Source organism: Flavobacterium potami (assembly GCF_020026915.1).
Lineage (GTDB): Bacteria > Bacteroidota > Bacteroidia > Flavobacteriales > Flavobacteriaceae > Flavobacterium > Flavobacterium potami.
Genome location: NZ_JAINUY010000005.1, coordinates 144,852 through 161,635, shown reverse-complemented (window position 1 = coordinate 161,635; position 16,784 = coordinate 144,852). Strand labels below are relative to the sequence as shown.

Genomic DNA, 16,784 nt, shown 5'->3' with positions numbered 1-16,784 from the left:
TAGTTTCGATTACTACATTTTGTGTTCTAAAGTAATTCTAAAAAAAATTAACAAACCTTGAATCCACGGCATTGTTGTTGTTAAAGGAATGCTAAAATTAAAAATAAACCCAAATCATGAAAAAAATTTTAGTGATGGCTGCTTTAGCTATCTGCAGTTTTGCAAACGCACAAAAAGGAACAATCTTAGTAGGTGGTAACATCGGATACACATCTGAAAAATCAGAATTCAGATTTAGTGAAGACAAAGCAAGTACCTTTACTTTCTCTCCTAAAGTAGGTTACCAATTTCACGAAAACTGGACAGTAGGAGGTGAACTTTCTCTAAGTACATCTGATGTTGATAATGCAGATGTAAAACGTAAAGACAACAAATTTAGAACAGGTGGTTTTGTACGTTACACAAAATCATTAAGCCAAACTTTCTCTGTTTTTGCAGATATGGGAGTTGGTTTCCAAACTGAAAAGAACAAAATCTACACTAATGCAAACAATTATGTAAGATATAAAGGAGACGGTGCTTATGTAGATGTAACTCCAGCGCTTTTCATTAACATGAAAAAAGGTTTTGGTCTTAACTTCAGCATTGGTGGTTTAGGATATGAAACTTTAAGCTTTGATGACAACGGAGAAGATTACAGTAATTTCTACTTTAATTTTGGTAAAACATTCAATATTGGAATTTCTAAAAACTTCTAATCGTTAGTTTTATAAATTCAATTTCAGAAAGCACTCCATTGGAGTGCTTTTTTTTGAGGAAATATTACCAAATCTGTTGTTTTTGTAGTTTTTAACTGTCTTTTTAAGATTGTCTTTGATTTTTTAATATTCATAACTTAATTGCTTATTCTTCTATATCGTTTGCGTATTTTTTAGTAAAAAGCTTTATTTGTTGATTATTATCATGTTTTTTGTTTGTTTTTTTATGGAGCTTTGATGTAGAATCTATTAAATGAAATCTATTATGAAAGCAAGTGTCGAAAAAATTGAATTTGCACCCGGCAAATGGCAAACATCAGTAAATGTTCAGGATTTTGTAGTAAAAAATATAACGCCTTATAATGGAGACGCATCTTTTTTATCTGGACCATCAACAAAAACTACCAACTTGTGGAATATCTGTAAAGCATCTTTATTAAAAGAAAGAGCCAACAACGGATGTTTGGCAATAGATGTAGAAATGATCTCAAGTATAAATGCATTTAAACCAGGATATATCAATAAAGAAGATGAAGTTATTGTAGGTTTACAAACCGATCAAGTACTTAAAAGAGCCATGAAACCTTTTGGCGGAATCAAATTGGTAGAAGCCGCTGTAAAAGAAAGAGGATTGCATGTGTCTGATCGCGTATTGGATATTTTTAATTATGCTAAAAATCATAACGAAAAAGTCTTTGATGCCTATGATAAAGAAATTAGAGATTATCGATCTAAACATATTTTAACAGGTTTGCCAGATAATTATGCGCGTGGCCGTATAATTGGAGATTTTCGTCGTATGGCTTTGTACGGAGTTAATCAGTTGATTGAGTTTAAAAAAGAAGATTATAGTAAGGTTGGAGGTGAAATGACCGAGCATAAAGTACGTCTTCGTGAAGAAATTTCATCTCAAATCAGCGCTCTTCGCGATATGCTTATCATGGCAGAAGATTATGGTTTTGATATTTCAAAACCAGCTCAAAATGCAAAAGAAGCCGTGCAATGGGTTTATTTTGCTTATTTGGCTGCAGTAAAAGAACAAGACGGAGCAGCAATGTCATTGGGTAATGTTTCTTCTTTCTTAGATATCTATATAGACAGAGATCTGAAAGATGGATTAATTACCGAAGATGAAGCGCAGGAGCTAGTAGATCAATTTGTTATGAAGCTAAGAATGGTGCGCCATTTAAGACCAGGAGCTTATGACGAAATATTTGGAGGAGATCCAACTTGGGTAACAGAATGTATTGGCGGAATGTTCAACGATGGCAGAACAAAAGTCACTAAAACATCATTTAGATTCCTTCAGACATTATATAATCTTGGAGCATCACCAGAACCAAATTTAACTGTTTTATGGTCTGAGGATCTACCGGATGGTTTCAAAAATTTCTGTGCGCAGGTTTCAATTGATACTTCTTCAATTCAATATGAAAATGACGATTTAATGAGAACCAGCAGAGGTTCTGATGATTACGGAATTGCTTGTTGTGTTTCTCATCAGGAAATTGGTAAATCAATCCAACATTTTGGGGCGCGTGCCAATCTGCCTAAAGCTTTATTAATTGCATTAAATGGAGGAAGAGAAGAAAAGGGCGGTGTATTAATTATGAAAGATATTCCGTTTATAAATGATGAGGTTTTAGATTATGAAGTGGTTTTAAGCTCTTTTAAAAATACTATGAAAGATTTGGCAAGAGTATATGCGAAGTCAATGTATATTATTCATTATATGCATGATAAGTATTACTACGAAAGAGCTCAAATGGCTTTGATCGATTCTGATCCGCATGTTGATATTGCTTATGGAGCAGCAGGAATTTCTATTATAGCCGATTCATTATCAGCAATAAAATATGCTAAAGTAAAACCAATTAGAGATGAAAACGGTCTTACAGTAGATTTTAATATTGAAGGCGATTATCCAAAATTTGGAAACGATGATGACAGAGTAGACTCAATTGCACAGGAAATTACATCTTTCTTTATTAATGAATTAAGAAAGCATGAAGCATACAAAAACGCGACGCCAACACTTTCGTTGTTAACTATTACTTCAAACGTAATGTACGGAACGAATACAGGCGCAACGCCAGACGGTCGTAAAGAAGGTGAGTCTTTTGCTCCGGGTGCAAACCCAATGCATGGTCGTGATTCTAGCGGTGCTATTGCTTCTTTAAATTCTGTTGCAAAACTAAATTATAACGATGCTCAGGATGGTATTTCGAATACTTTTTCAATGATTCCAAAATCGTTAGGAGATACCAGAGAAGAGCAAGTAACCAATTTGGTTCATGTTTTAAGTGGTTATTTTAAACAAATGGCACATCACTTAAATGTAAATGTTTTAAATCGCGAGACACTTCAAGATGCTTATAATCATCCTGAAAATCACCCGCAGTTAACAATCAGAGTTTCGGGTTATGCTGTAAACTTTGTGCGATTATCAAGGGCACATCAGCTGGAGGTTATTGCACGTACCTTCCACGAAGCGATGTAAAAATTTATAAGTCTATATAAGGCTGGCTAGAGTTAGCCAGCCTTTTTATTCAATCTTATTTTAAGAATTATGTATTTTCCATTACAAGATATAGAAGCTGCTAAATTAAACATTGACGATCCCGATCATTTAAGAATCCATTCGCTGGAAACCTTTGGCACACATGACGGACCTGGAATCAGAATGGTTGTGTTCGTACAAGGATGTCAGTTTAGATGTTTGTATTGTCAAAATCCAGATACTTTAGATGTGAAAGGCGGATCTTTAGTCGAAATAGAAGAATTGGTGAAAAGGGCCATTCGTCAGAAAAATTATTTTGGAACAACTGGCGGTGTAACTGTTTCTGGCGGCGAACCTTTGCTTCAGAGAAATAAATTGATTCATTTTTTTAAGCGTTTGCACGAAGAAGGTATAAATACTTGTCTGGATACCAACGGAAGACTAAATAATCATCAGGCACAGGAACTTTTTGATAATACAGATATTTTATTATTGGATGTAAAACATATCAACGATGAGATACATCACAAATTAACAGGGCTAACCAATAAAAACACATTGGAAGTTGCAGCTTATAGAGAATCTACCGGAAAACCAATGTGGTTGCGATATGTTTTGGTTCCAGGCTGGACAGATCAACCTGAATATCTCGAAGAATGGGGACAACATTTTAGCAATTATAAAACTGCAGAACGTGTAGAAATTATACCGTTTCATCAGCTTGGATCTCAAAAATGGGAACTGTTGAAAATGCCTTATTCGTTAAAAAACACTCCTCCGCCAACAGCAAAAAGCAAGAAAGAAGCATTGGCAATTTTTCAGAAATATTTTAAAAACGTCATACTTAAGTAAGAAGTTATGCCTAGCCTGAAGGGGCACGAGTTTTATCTTTTTTAAATACTATAATTTCTTGAATGAAATCCTAAATAAAACGTATTTTTGACAATTGGATGTGAAATCTAGAATCTGAAAATCTAAAATACAAAAATGAACTGGGAACAACTTTTATCTCTTAAGAAGCAAGGCGATACAGGCAAAAGATTACGTATAGAACAAGATGATACTCGTTTGGGATTTGAAGTCGATTATGACCGAATTATCTTTTCTGCAGCATTTAGAAGTTTACAAGATAAAACGCAAGTTATTCCGCTTTCTAAAACCGATTTCGTGCACACGCGTTTAACGCACAGTTTGGAAGTTTCGGTTGTTGGTCGTTCGCTTGGACGTTTGGTAGGAAAGAAAATCATTGAAAAATATCCCTATTTAAAAGAAGTTCACGGTTATCATATGAATGATTTTGGTGCAATTGTGGCTGCGGCCTCATTGGCACATGATATCGGGAATCCGCCTTTTGGACATTCTGGCGAAAAAGCAATCGGAGAATATTTTTCTATCGGAAACGGACAGAAATATAGAAATCAGCTGACAGATAAACAATGGCAGGATTTGATTGATTTTGAAGGAAATGCAAATGGATTTTCAGTTTTAACAGGAAGCCGCCCAGGAATTGAAGGCGGACTTCGTATTTCTTACGCCACTTTAGGCGCTTTTATGAAATATCCTAAAGAAAGCCTCCCTAAAAAACCAACTAACAATATTGGCGATAAAAAATATGGTTTCTTCCAAACAGATAAATTGTTTTTTGAAGAAGTAGCCAAAGATATGGGAATGATCGCTAATAAATCTGGAGAAGATATTGGTTTTGAGAGACATCCTCTGGCATATCTGGTGGAAGCAGCAGACGATATCTGTTACACGATTATTGACTTCGAAGACGGAATAAATCTGGGCTTGGTTTCTGAAGATTATGCTTTGGAATACCTTATTAAACTGGTAAAAGATAATATTGGAGTTTCTAAATATAAATTATTAGAAACCAAAGAAGACAGAATTAGTTATTTGAGAGCATTAGCAATTGGAACCTTAATCAACGATGCTGTAGATGTTTTTATTGAGAATGAAGAAGCAATTTTGGCCGGAAATTTTCCGTATGCCTTAACAGATAAAAGTAAATACAAGGCGCAAATGAATGATATTATCAAACTAAGTGTTGATAAAATCTATCAGAGCAGGGAAGTGATCGAGAAAGAGATCGTAGGGTATCAAATTATTCAGACGCTATTGGATAAATTTATCACAGCATTCAACAATAAATATGAAGGAACGGCTTCCAATTATGATAAATTGATCTTGAAAATGCTTCCAGAAAAACATCATTTGGATAAGGGGAATTTATATGAGCGTTTGCTACATATCTGCCATTACGTTTCATTACTAACCGACGGAAATGCTTTGGAGCTGTATGAAACAATTCAGGGACAAAAAAAGCGTTAAGCAGATTTTCATTCATAAAAAAAAGCTTCTTTCAGAAATTCTAAAAGAAGCTTTTTTTATAGCTGTATTTTTATGTTGGCTTATTTGAAAGCATAAACTAGACCTACTCCAAGAACTTGTCTTAACTGCATTCTAGGTCCGTCATTCACTTGTGTTTTATTTCCCGTTGTGGGATCAATAACGTCTTTTTTAGTTTTAATATCGTCATCATACACTAAATGAACACCAATATTTGCTTTTACATAAGCATTAACTACAAGATCTAGACGGGTATCATAATCGATATCGACATTTCCGAATTTATTCAAATAATCTGTATATAAACTCAATCGATTTTCATAAAAAACGTTTTTATAGATTTCGTTTTTCATATATGCTGTAAAAAGTATACCAAATTCGGCTTTTACTTTCTGGCCTTCTTCAATTAATATTTGTTGAGTAGGATCTAATGGATCTGGTGCATAAACTGCTTTCTTAACCCCGAAAGAACCTTGATTGGCAAGATTTTGATCCAATACTAAAGTAGTTTTTAACGTAATAGGAGAGAAGTAAAAAACTCTGTTTTTTTTCTTATTGGCATTCTCGGCTCCAGCTCCAAGAAAGATATATGCCGGTGCAAAAGGTTTAGAGATTGCGACATCTCGGTTTGGATAATTATAACCGTCAGTAAATTGGGTATTGAAATTTAGTTTTGATGAATAAAACCAATTTGATGATGTATCTTTTCTAAAACCGTAAGTAGAGTTAAATTGAAGAGCGTCGTCTGTTTTTCTTATTTCAGTTCCGTCTTGCTTATTTAAACCATATTTTACGATAAGTTCATTGACCCATTTATGATTTTTCTTTATGTAAGTTCTTCCAAATTCTCCTTTAAACAAACCAGAAATAGAACTTGTTCCCCCGGCACTCCAATTGACAAATGCAATTTCGGAAATATCAAACCCCAATTGATTCTTTTGTGACCAGTTCGAGGGCGGTTTAGGCACTTGATTTGGACTTAAAGTAGTTTGTATAATTTGGGCGAAGATTGTCGAATTACTTAGCAGTAAAAATAGTAAAAGGGTTGAACGTAATAATTTCATTTGGTAATTGTTTTGGTGTCGCAAAATACTTATTTTGAACCGTTAGAAAAAAGATTTACTAGACTTTTAACGTCAATATTACATAATTGTTGTAGCTGTGCTACGGTTCCATGCTCAATGAATTCGTCTGGAACACCCAAAATTTCAATCGTATTTTTAAAATTATTGGCTGCTGCGAATTCTAAAATAGCACTTCCAAAACCACCTTTTTTAACTCCGTCTTCGATTGTTATGATTTTTTCAAACGAGGAGAAGATATGGTTTAATGTATTGACGTCTAATGGTTTAATAAAGCTAAAATTGTAATGTGCAATAGTTTCAGAATACAGTGATTCTTTCAAAGCTTCTATAACATTATTTCCAATTGTTCCGGCCGACAGAACAGCAATTTTCGTACCATCTTTTAGACATTTTGCCTCACCGATTTTTATTTTTTCGTAATGTCCGAAATTTGCTACTTCCCAGTTTGAAATAACACCGCGACCTCTTGGATATCGAATTGCAATTGGATGTTCTAATCCTAATTGGGCAGTATATAAAATATTTTGAAGTTCAATTTCATTTAAAGGAGCATAAATCATCATATTCGGAATCGAGCGCAGATAAGCGATATCAAAAACGCCATGATGGGTTGCGCCATCTTCACCGACCAATCCGGCACGGTCTAAACAAAAAATGACAGGTAAATTCTGCAAAGCAACATCATGTATGACCTGATCGTAAGCGCGCTGTAAAAAAGTCGAATAAATATTGCAATAAACAATCATGCCCTGCGTTGCCATTCCGGCTGCGAGCGTTACGGCATGTTGTTCGGCAATTCCGACATCAAAAGCACGATCTGGTAATTCGTCCATCATAAATTTTAATGAACTTCCAGATGGCATTGCGGGCGTTATTCCGATTATTTTTTCGTTCTTTTTGGCTAAATCTAAAATGGTCAAGCCAAAGACGTCCTGATATTTTGGAGGGAGATTTTCTTCCGATTTTAAATGAATTTCTCCAGTTGAAGCATCAAACTTTCCCGGCGCATGATATTTCACCTGATTTTCTTCAGCTTGCTGTAAACCTTTTCCTTTTGTAGTTACAATATGAAGGAATTTCGGGCCTTTAATGTTTTTTAAACGATTTAATTCTTTGATTAATTTCGGAAGATCATGACCGTCGATAGGACCTGAATAATCAAAATTCAAAGATTTAATCATGTTGTTCTGTCTCGGATTTTTTCCGTTTTTTACCGAAGTAAGGTATTTTTTCAAAGCACCAACACTCGGATCAATTCCAATGGCATTATCATTCAGAATGACTAAAATATTAGCATCGGTAACTCCGGCGTGATTAAGACCTTCGAAAGCCATACCACTCGCGATTGAAGCATCACCAATTACGGCAATATGTTCTTTTTGGGAATCACCTTTTAATTTAGAGGCAATTGCCATTCCTAAAGCAGCAGAAATAGAAGTAGAAGAATGCCCAACGCCAAAAGTATCATAAACACTTTCGCTTCTTTTTGGGAATCCAGAAATACCGTTTATTTGACGGTTGGTATCGAAATTTTCTCTTCTTTCGGTCAGGATTTTATGTCCGTAAGCCTGATGTCCGACATCCCAAACCAATAAATCATCGGGAGTATTAAAAACATAATGCAAAGCAATCGTCAATTCTACAACGCCCAAACTAGCGCCCAAATGCCCTTCTTTCACAGAAACAACATCGATAATAAACTGACGCAGTTCCTGAGCAACCTGAGTAAGTTGTTCTTCTTTTAAAAGACGTAAATCGGCCGGATTGTATATGTTAGAAAGTAAATCGCTTTTCATTATAAGGTAAAAAGCAAATTTACGGTTTTAAATTTAATTTGTTTAACGAGATTAAAAGGTAATTGGCAACGAATATTGCATTCTGATTTTTTTACCACTGAGTTGTCCCGGCTGCCATTTCGGACAAATTTTAAAAACCCTTATAATTTCTTGTTCCAAAGCCTGATCGATTGTCGGTTCAGATTGCATATACGACATTGAACCGTCTTTTTCTACAGCAAATGAAACTCTAATTTTTAAGTTTTTCGTATAGATGTTTTCAGGAGTATTAAATTCTTTTGCAAAGAAGTTATAAAACTGCTCAATGCCACCAGGAAATTCTGCATTTGTCTGCATCACGGCACCAATAAGATATTGACTTTCGTCTTCCTTGACGTTAGTAGAAAGTTTTTTGTCTTTTTTTGTGGTTTTCGGAGCTTGAGCAGGTTCTTTTTGGTCCTCTAAAACAATTTCTCCACTCACCATTTTTTTATATTTTTCAGGGTTATCGTTGCCATGTAATTTGGATGGTGGAGGCGGTGGAGGCGGAATATTGCAAGTCGAATCATTTTTGTTAATTAGAGCTTTTCTTATGTTACTGTCTAATTTAGATGTGTCATTGGTAATTTCTACTTTCTCGATTTTTTGTTTTCTTCCGTCTTTATTTTGGCAGCTAAGCAAAGTTGTTCCCATTGCAACAAACAAAGCCAATAAAAAGATTTTACGATAGTTCGTTTGAGAATATAATACCTTACTTGGAATTTGAATTACAATAGAATCTAATTGCGATTTTCTAAATCTTCCACAAACTTTTTCATTTTCATTTTGAATAAAAAAATGCTGGATTTCTTCTGGAAGCATTGTTGTAAAATCAACAACCGTTTTAGAGCAACTCAGACAAAAACGGCCATTTTCGTTTGGCGTCATTTTATCCCAGTTTTCTTGACAGGGTTCAGGAATGGTGATTTTGTGTTTTTTCATTTAATTCTAATAGGCAAAACGTAAGTTGATCGAACAATTTGGTTTTTTAATTTGCCAGGAATCCAATTTGAACCTGTTTTTAAAATTCTAATAGCTTCTTCTCCTATTGCTTTAGGTGTATTTTTAACGATGTTAAAATTACTTAGACTACCATCTTTTTCGATAACAAATATAACAAAAGCTCTTCCTCTAAAATCTTCTGTATCCTTTGGAGTAACATAATTTTTAATAAAAAAGGCATCAAATTTTTTCATTCCACTTTCTGGAACGGGTGCAACGTCTAAGTCGGTTGAATGGTATATAATGTCATAGCTGAAACTTCCTGTTTTTATATAATCTGGAGGTAAAATGGCTCCTAGTACAGTCAGTTCTTCAGACTTTTTCTGTTTTGTTTTTTCTCTTTTAGATTCGATTTCATGTCCATAACAAGAAGATGGAGTTTCGTCTTGATCTGAGAGTCCAACAACTTCAATTGTATCAATTTTTTTCTTTTTTCCATCTTTGTCAGCACAGCTAAACAAAGTTGTTCCCATTGCAACAAACAAAGCCAATAAAAACATTTTATGATAATTGGTTTGCGAATATAAAACCTTACTTGGAATTTGAATTGTAATAGAATCTAATTGTGATTTTCTAAATCTTCCACAAACTTTTTCATTTTCATTTTGAATAAAAAAATGCTTGATTTCTTCTGGAAGCATTGTTGTAAAATCGATAACCGTTTTAGAACAGCTTAGACAAAAACGGCCATTTTCGTTTGGCGTCATTTTATCCCAGTTTTCTTGACAGGGTTCAGGAATCGTTATTTTAAGATTTCTTTCCATATTCAAATTTCAGAATCTAAATGTAGTAAAAAATACATTCGAAAATCCTATTTTTGCAACTATGGAAAATCCTTTCACCGACGAATATTTTATGAAAAAAGCTTTGCAGGAAGCTGAAGAAGCCTATTTAAAAGGTGAAATTCCTGTTGGGGCAATTGTAGTTGTGGCTGATAAAGTTATTGCAAGAAGTCACAATTTGACTGAATTGCTGAATGATGTAACGGCGCATGCTGAAATGCAATCGATCACAGCAGCAGCAAACTTTCTAGGTGGAAAATATTTAAAAGACTGTACGCTTTACGTAACGCTCGAACCTTGCCAAATGTGTGCAGGAGCTTTGTATTGGAGTCAGATTTCGAAAATTGTTTTTGGAGCCCGAGACGAACAACGTGGATTCTTGAATATGGGGACAAAACTGCATCCTAAAACGACGGTTGTTTCTGGAGTAATGGCAAATGAAGCTGCCGATTTAATGAAACGTTTTTTTCTTGAAAGACGTAAATAATCTTGACAATGATCATTCTGAGTTACTCTTATTCATGCTTTAATGAGTTGTCTAACTTCAACAAAAGTTAAATAATCATAATAGAGAATTTTCCTCTTAAAGAATTCAGAAAATATTTTACTTTTATAATAATTTAATTGTGATTTTGCTGTTATGACTTTTGATAGTAAATCGTATTAAATTCTTAGTTTATTAACCAATTAACTCTAATTAAAGGTGAAAGTAAAAGGACTAATTCTCGTATCTTTTGTGTTTTTTATTTTTCAATCTTGCGGGCGTAAATCAGCTGCAGATTTCAACTCCGATTTTTCATTATTCAAAGATTACATTACCAGTTTTACAGGCGGTATCGTTTCAGCAGATTCTGATATTCGTGTGGTGTTGGCATTCGATAAAAACGATTGGAAACCTAATCAAGAATTAGACGACGATTTGTTTGATATTTCGCCAAGTGTAAGTGGAAAAGTTATTGCGCTTTCTACAAATACTTTAGCTTTTATTCCAGAGAAAAAACTTAAAATGGGAACAGAATATCAAGTTACTTTAAACTTAGATAAGCTGACAGCCATTCCAAAAGAGAAAGAAAAGGAACTTTCAAAATTTAATTTTACAGTTAAAACTGTAAAACAGGATTTTACCATAAATACTGGCGATATTCAATCGTACAGCAAAGAATATCAGTATTTAAACTGCACGCTTAAAACAGCCGATAATATTGATTTGGAAACAGCCATTAAATTGGTTAAAGCCAAACACAACGGAAACGATCTTAAAATTAAGTTTGATAAAAATGTGTCTTCAGGAAAAGAATTTCATTTTATAATTGACAGTATTCAGCGTCAATCAGAAGCTTCAAATTTGGAAATCATTTATGACGGAAATGATTTCGATATCGATCAAAAAGGACAAATCGATTTTCCGATTACAAGTATCAACGAATTTAAAATCATAAAAGTTGAAGTTCCAGACGGAAACAATCAGCAGGTTTTAATTAATTTCTCAGAACCGTTAGAGAAAGGGCAGGATTTCGCGGGATTGGTTTCTATTCAGAACACTAACAATCTTAAATTTTCGACTCAAGGAAATTTATTAAAAGTATATTTTACAAACCAAAATGCACCTAAAAAAGAAGAACCAATAGCCGTAGCAGTTGCAAAACCAGCTGCCGTTGCTGTCGATTCGGCCGCCGTAGTAGTTGATTCAGCAGCAGTAGCAATAGATTCAGCCGCCGCTGTTGTAGAAGATGCTGTTGAATATGTGCCAGATGAAGAACCAGAACAAGTTGTTACAGGCGAATTGTTATTGGAAGTATTTCAGGGAATCGAAAGTCAGTACGGCAAAAAACTAGAAAACAATTACAGCGAGAAAATCTCTTTTGACCAAATAAAACCTAATATTCGTTTTATTAAAAACGGGACAATTCTGCCAAGTTCAAACAATTTAAAACTGAATTTTGAAGCCGTAAATCTGAGTGCTGTAGATGTAAAAGTGTATAAAATTTACAAAAATAACATTCTGCAGTTTCTTCAATATAATGAATTAAACGGCGGACAAAATCTCAAAAAAGTCGCACAGCCAATTGCCAAGACAACGCTCAATTTAAGAGAAAGTACGCTTGTAAATCTGGCAAAATGGAACACCTATGCTTTAGATTTATCTAAAATTATCAAACCAGAACCAGGAGCGATTTACAGAGTGGAGTTTGTGTACAAAAAGAAATATTCATTGTACAAATGTGAAACTTCAGATAATAGTGATGATGAAACAGAGGAAGAAGAAGTAGATGAAAACGACGTAAACTACAGCGGAAACTCTTACGATGATTACTATTATTATGACGATTACGACTGGAGAGAAAGTCAAGATCCTTGCACAGGCTCTTATTTCTACAATGCTAGAATCGCAACCAATATTTTAGCTACAGATTTAGGAGTTATTGCTAAAAGAGGAGAAAATAAATCATACTTATTTGCTGTAAATAATATCGTTACAACAGAACCAGTTTCGAATGCGAGAGTGGATTTGTATAATTTCCAACAGCAAAAAATAGCAACACAAGCAACAAGCAGTGAAGGAATTGCCTCTTTCCAATTGGACAAATTCGCTTATTTCGCTATTGTTACTTTAGGAGATCAATCGACTTACGTGAAACTGGATGACGGACTTTCATTATCTGTAAGTAATTTTGATGTTGCGGGAGAGACTTTACAAAAAGGTTTGAAAGGATTTATTTATGGAGAAAGAGGGGTTTGGCGCCCTGGAGATAATTTGTATTTGTCTTTTATTTTGAATGATGCTGCGAACAAACTGCCGAAATCACATCCAATTAAATTCCGATTAAACGATCCGAATGGAAAAACGGTTTATCAAACCGTTCAAAAAACAAATGAGCTGAATCATTACGCTTTTACAGTTCCGACAAACCAAGATGCTCCAACAGGAAACTGGGAAGCAATGGTTAGCGTTGGAGGCGCAAAATTCTATAAGAGCATTAAGATTGAAACGATAAAACCAAATCGTTTAAAAATCAAAAATACATTTAGCAGAAATACACTTTCGGCATCATATCCAAATACAGATAATCTAGAAGTGACGTGGCTTCACGGTGCGATTGCGAAGAATTTGAATGTAGAAATGCAGGCAAAATTCTCTCAACAATCCACAACTTTCAAAGGTTACGAAAAATATACTTTTGATGATTTGGCGCGTCAATTCAGTACAGAAGAAATCAATGTTTTCTCAGGAAAATTAAATGAAAGCGGAAAAGCTTCGGTAAATATTCAGCCAAGATTGCAAGGTCAGGCGCCAGGAATGCTTCGCGCTTCATTCATTACAAAAGTATATGAAGAAGGAGGGGATTTTAGTACCGATGTAATGTCAACGACTTATTCTCCTTACAAAACCTATGTTGGACTTAAAACACCAGAACTGAATAAATACAGCATGCTTGAAACGAGAGCAAATAATCGTTTTGAAGTGGTGACAGTTGACGAAAACGGAAGACCAAAATCGGTTCGTAATCTCGAAGTGCGAGTTTACAAAGTAGACTGGAGATGGTGGTGGGATTCTTCTAGCGATAATTTATCCAATTATAACTCGTCTAATGCAACTACTTCATACAAAACGTTTGTAATCAATACCGATTCAAGCGGAAAAGGAAGTTTCCAATTTGCTTTAACAGACGAAGAATGGGGACGTTATTTAATTCGTGTTGCCGATCAGGAAGATGGTCATGCAACTTCGTTAACCGTAAATATCGACTGGCCAATCTGGTCGGGAAAAACGCGTAACAGAGACGCTTCAACAGCTAATATGTTAGTTTTTTCTACCGATAAGAAAAACTATGCAGTTGGGGAAAAAGCACAGATTTCTTTCCCTTCAAGTGAAGGTGGACGTGCATTGATTTCTGTAGAAAACGGATCAAGAGTAGTGCAGACTATTTGGGCCGAAACCAAAAAAGGAGAAACCAAAGTTGAGGTTCCGATTACGGGAGAAATGGCACCAAATGTATATTTTAATATTACGTTGTTACAGCCTCACGCTTCAACCAAAAACGATTCGCCAATTCGTATGTACGGAATTGTGCCAATCGAAGTAGTAGATAAAAATACCATTTTGGCACCAACGATTAACATGCCAGATGTTTTAAGACCAGAACAGCCATTTACGGTAAAAGTAGGCGAAAAATCAGGTAAAGAAATGACCTATACCATCGCAGTTGTTGATGAAGGACTTTTGGATTTAACTCGTTTTAAAACACCAAATGCCTGGGATAGTTTCTATGTTCGTGAAGCTTTAGGCGTAAAAACCTGGGATATTTATGATGATGTAATTGGTGCTTACGGCGGAAAAATAAATCAGATTTTCAGTATTGGTGGTGATCAGGATTTAGGCGGAGGAAAAGCTAAAAAAGCAAACCGTTTTAAACCAGTTGTATTGTACTATGGACCGTTTAAATTAGATAAAGGAGAAACGAAATCACATCAGTTAAAACTGCCGAAATATATTGGTTCAGTTCGAACAATGATTGTGGCAGGAGATACAAAAACAAGCGCTTATGGAAGTGTTGAAAAAGCAACACAAGTTAAGAGTCCGTTGATGGTTCTGGCTTCGTTACCGAGAAAAATTTCGCCATCAGAAAAAGTAACATTACCAGTAACGGTTTTTGCAACTGAAAACAAAATCAAAAATGTTTCGATCCAAGTAAAAACAAGCAACGGATTGAAAGTAATGGGAAGCGCGGTTCAAAAACTAAGTTTTGCACAGCCGGATGAAAAAATGGCCTACTTTAATCTGGTCGTAGGATCTGCAACTGGAATTGCAAAAGTTCAGGTAATCGCAACATCTGGAAGTGAGAAATCAGTTTATGATGTTGAAATCGATATGACGAATCCGAATCCGGTTACGAGTACTTTTACCGATGTTGTTTTAACGCCAAATAGTACCAAAACAATTTCATGGAAAACCTTTGGAATTGCCGGAAGCAATAAAGCAAGATTAGAAGTTTCGTCAATGCCGTCTATGAATTTGAACGGAAGATTACAATTCTTAATTCAGTATCCTCACGGCTGTGTGGAGCAGACAACTTCTTCTGTTTTTCCACAATTATACTTGGGAGATGTGGCTGATATTGATGCGAAACGCAAAGATCTGATTCAGAAAAATATTGCCGCTGGAATTGCCAGATTGGGGAATTTCCAATTATCAAACGGAGGTCTGCCTTACTGGCAAGGAAATGCAATTGCAGACGATTGGGGAACTTCTTACGCTGGACATTTCTTGATTGAAGCAGAGAAAAAAGGATATGTTTTACCAATAAACTTCAAATCAAAATGGCTGTCGTATCAGCAAAAAGAAGCGAAACAATGGCGTTTTGAGCCGAAATACGGAAATGATTTAGCTCAGGCGTATCGTTTATACACTTTAGCTTTAGCAGGAAATGCCGATTTATCAGCCATGAACAGATTGAGAGAAACTAAAGGTATTTCGAACGAAAGTATGCTTCGTTTAGCGGCAGCTTATGTTTTAGCAGGTCAAAAATCGGCTGGGCAGAGTTTATTCTTGAAAACAAGTATCGACGGAAGTTCAGACGGTTACAGCTATTACTATTATGGTTCAAGCGAAAGAAACAGAGCAATGGCTTTGGAAACGATGCTTTTATTAGATCAAAAACAGAAAGCTTTTGTAACGGCAACGAAACTAGCTAAAGAAATGTCAGCAAATCAATGGATGAGTACGCAGACAACGGCTTATTGTTTATATGCAATGTCGAAATTTGCAGTGAGCAACGGTCCAAAAGGAATCAACATTCAATTCACTAAAAACGGAAAAGGAGAAACTATAAATACAGGAAAATCTGTTGCAGATCGTAGTTTGTCTGTTGCTTCTGGCACAAACAGTATTACGCTGAAAAATAATAAAGCGAATACGGTTTATGTTCGCGTATTGAACACTGGAATTCTGCCAATAGGACAAGAAAATGCAGTTCAAAGTGATGTTACAGCTTCTATCGTATTCAAAGACAGAAAAGGAAGTGTGATCAATGTTTCCAAAATCAATCAGGGAACCGAATTTGTTGCTGAGGTTACGATTAAAAACCAAAGAGGAGAAAGCATTCAAAATGTGGCATTATCACAAATCCTGCCTTCAGGATTCGAAATTGTAAATACTCGTTTCACCGATTATGGAGACGCTGTAAACAACATTGCAGATTATATTGATATCCGCGACGACAGAACGAATTTCTATTTCGGAATGAAAGCGAGAGAAACGAAAGTTTTCCGTATTCTGTTAAACGCATCATATCTAGGAAATTATTACCTGCCAGGATTACAATGTGAAGCGATGTATGATAATACATTCTTAGCAAGAACAAAAGGATTCTGGGTTGAGGTGGTGAAATAAAATTGTTAGCCACAGATTATAAGGATTAAAAGGATTTTTTTAAATCTGTGCTAACCTGTGTAATCTGTGGCTAAAAAAATAAGATTAAAAAGTCTCCCGCAGATTTTGCAGATCAAGCAGATAAAATAAATCTGTAAAATCTGCGCAATCTGCGAGAGAA

General features: G+C 35.1%; 10 protein-coding genes. 6 read left to right on the top strand and 4 right to left on the bottom strand.

The window, feature by feature from the left end:
• The first annotated feature begins 116 nt into the window (after positions 1-116).
• The 4 genes from K6T82_RS15560 to K6T82_RS15545 all read left to right on the top strand — a co-directional run bounded on the left by K6T82_RS15560 (position 117) and on the right by K6T82_RS15545 (position 5,532).
• A complete protein-coding gene (locus K6T82_RS15560) occupies positions 117-698 on the top strand; it encodes an outer membrane beta-barrel protein (RefSeq protein WP_223707371.1) in 582 nt (193 codons plus the stop codon).
• Between the two features lie 265 nt (positions 699-963).
• Positions 964-3,198 (top strand): formate C-acetyltransferase, encoded by a 2,235-nt coding sequence (pflB, locus tag K6T82_RS15555; RefSeq protein ID WP_223707368.1) that lies wholly within the window; start codon positions 964-966, stop codon positions 3,196-3,198.
• Positions 3,199-3,267: 69 nt separating this feature from the next.
• Positions 3,268-4,050 (top strand): pyruvate formate-lyase-activating protein, encoded by a 783-nt coding sequence (gene pflA / locus K6T82_RS15550; protein ID WP_223707366.1) that lies wholly within the window; start codon positions 3,268-3,270, stop codon positions 4,048-4,050.
• A gap of 135 nt (positions 4,051-4,185) precedes the next feature.
• A complete protein-coding gene (locus tag K6T82_RS15545; RefSeq protein WP_223707364.1) occupies positions 4,186-5,532 on the top strand; it encodes a deoxyguanosinetriphosphate triphosphohydrolase in 1,347 nt (448 codons plus the stop codon).
• Between the two features lie 80 nt (positions 5,533-5,612).
• On the opposite strand, the gene K6T82_RS15540 is transcribed toward K6T82_RS15545, so the two are convergent.
• Genes K6T82_RS15540 through K6T82_RS15525 form a run of 4 tightly spaced genes read right to left on the bottom strand, consistent with a single transcriptional unit; the run spans position 5,613 to position 10,215 of the window.
• Complete coding sequence (locus K6T82_RS15540; protein WP_223707363.1) at positions 5,613-6,614, bottom strand: DUF3078 domain-containing protein; 1,002 nt, start codon at positions 6,612-6,614, stop codon at positions 5,613-5,615.
• Positions 6,615-6,643: 29 nt separating this feature from the next.
• The gene (locus K6T82_RS15535) at positions 6,644-8,431 is read right to left on the bottom strand and encodes a 1-deoxy-D-xylulose-5-phosphate synthase (protein WP_223707360.1); all 1,788 of its coding nucleotides are present in this window, start codon (positions 8,429-8,431) and stop codon (positions 6,644-6,646) included.
• Positions 8,432-8,482: 51 nt separating this feature from the next.
• Complete coding sequence (locus K6T82_RS15530) at positions 8,483-9,391, bottom strand: energy transducer TonB (protein ID WP_223707358.1); 909 nt, start codon at positions 9,389-9,391, stop codon at positions 8,483-8,485.
• Positions 9,388-10,215 (bottom strand): energy transducer TonB, encoded by an 828-nt coding sequence (locus K6T82_RS15525; protein ID WP_223707356.1) that lies wholly within the window; start codon positions 10,213-10,215, stop codon positions 9,388-9,390. The genes K6T82_RS15530 and K6T82_RS15525 overlap by 4 nt, the downstream gene beginning before the upstream one ends.
• Positions 10,216-10,276: 61 nt before the next feature.
• Here K6T82_RS15525 and K6T82_RS15520 point away from each other — a divergent pair, with 61 nt between their 5' ends.
• Complete coding sequence (locus K6T82_RS15520; RefSeq protein ID WP_223707354.1) at positions 10,277-10,720, top strand: nucleoside deaminase; 444 nt, start codon at positions 10,277-10,279, stop codon at positions 10,718-10,720.
• Positions 10,721-10,936: 216 nt separating this feature from the next.
• Positions 10,937-16,624: an alpha-2-macroglobulin family protein gene (locus tag K6T82_RS15515; protein ID WP_223707352.1), complete on the top strand. Its 5,688-nt coding sequence runs from the start codon at positions 10,937-10,939 to the stop codon at positions 16,622-16,624.
• Positions 16,625-16,784: the final 160 nt, after the last annotated feature.

What these genes read in the sequence shown, in the direction of transcription:
- K6T82_RS15560 (WP_223707371.1), top strand. Translation starts at nt 117, where the DNA reads ATGAAAAAAATTTTAGTGATGGCTGCTTTAGCTATCTGCAGTTTTGCA.
- pflB (WP_223707368.1), top strand. Translation starts at nt 964, where the DNA reads ATGAAAGCAAGTGTCGAAAAAATTGAATTTGCACCCGGCAAATGGCAA.
- pflA (WP_223707366.1), top strand. Translation starts at nt 3,268, where the DNA reads ATGTATTTTCCATTACAAGATATAGAAGCTGCTAAATTAAACATTGAC.
- K6T82_RS15545 (WP_223707364.1), top strand. Translation starts at nt 4,186, where the DNA reads ATGAACTGGGAACAACTTTTATCTCTTAAGAAGCAAGGCGATACAGGC.
- K6T82_RS15540 (WP_223707363.1), bottom strand. Translation starts at nt 6,614, where the DNA reads ATGAAATTATTACGTTCAACCCTTTTACTATTTTTACTGCTAAGTAAT.
- K6T82_RS15535 (WP_223707360.1), bottom strand. Translation starts at nt 8,431, where the DNA reads ATGAAAAGCGATTTACTTTCTAACATATACAATCCGGCCGATTTACGT.
- K6T82_RS15530 (WP_223707358.1), bottom strand. Translation starts at nt 9,391, where the DNA reads ATGAAAAAACACAAAATCACCATTCCTGAACCCTGTCAAGAAAACTGG.
- K6T82_RS15525 (WP_223707356.1), bottom strand. Translation starts at nt 10,215, where the DNA reads ATGGAAAGAAATCTTAAAATAACGATTCCTGAACCCTGTCAAGAAAAC.
- K6T82_RS15520 (WP_223707354.1), top strand. Translation starts at nt 10,277, where the DNA reads ATGGAAAATCCTTTCACCGACGAATATTTTATGAAAAAAGCTTTGCAG.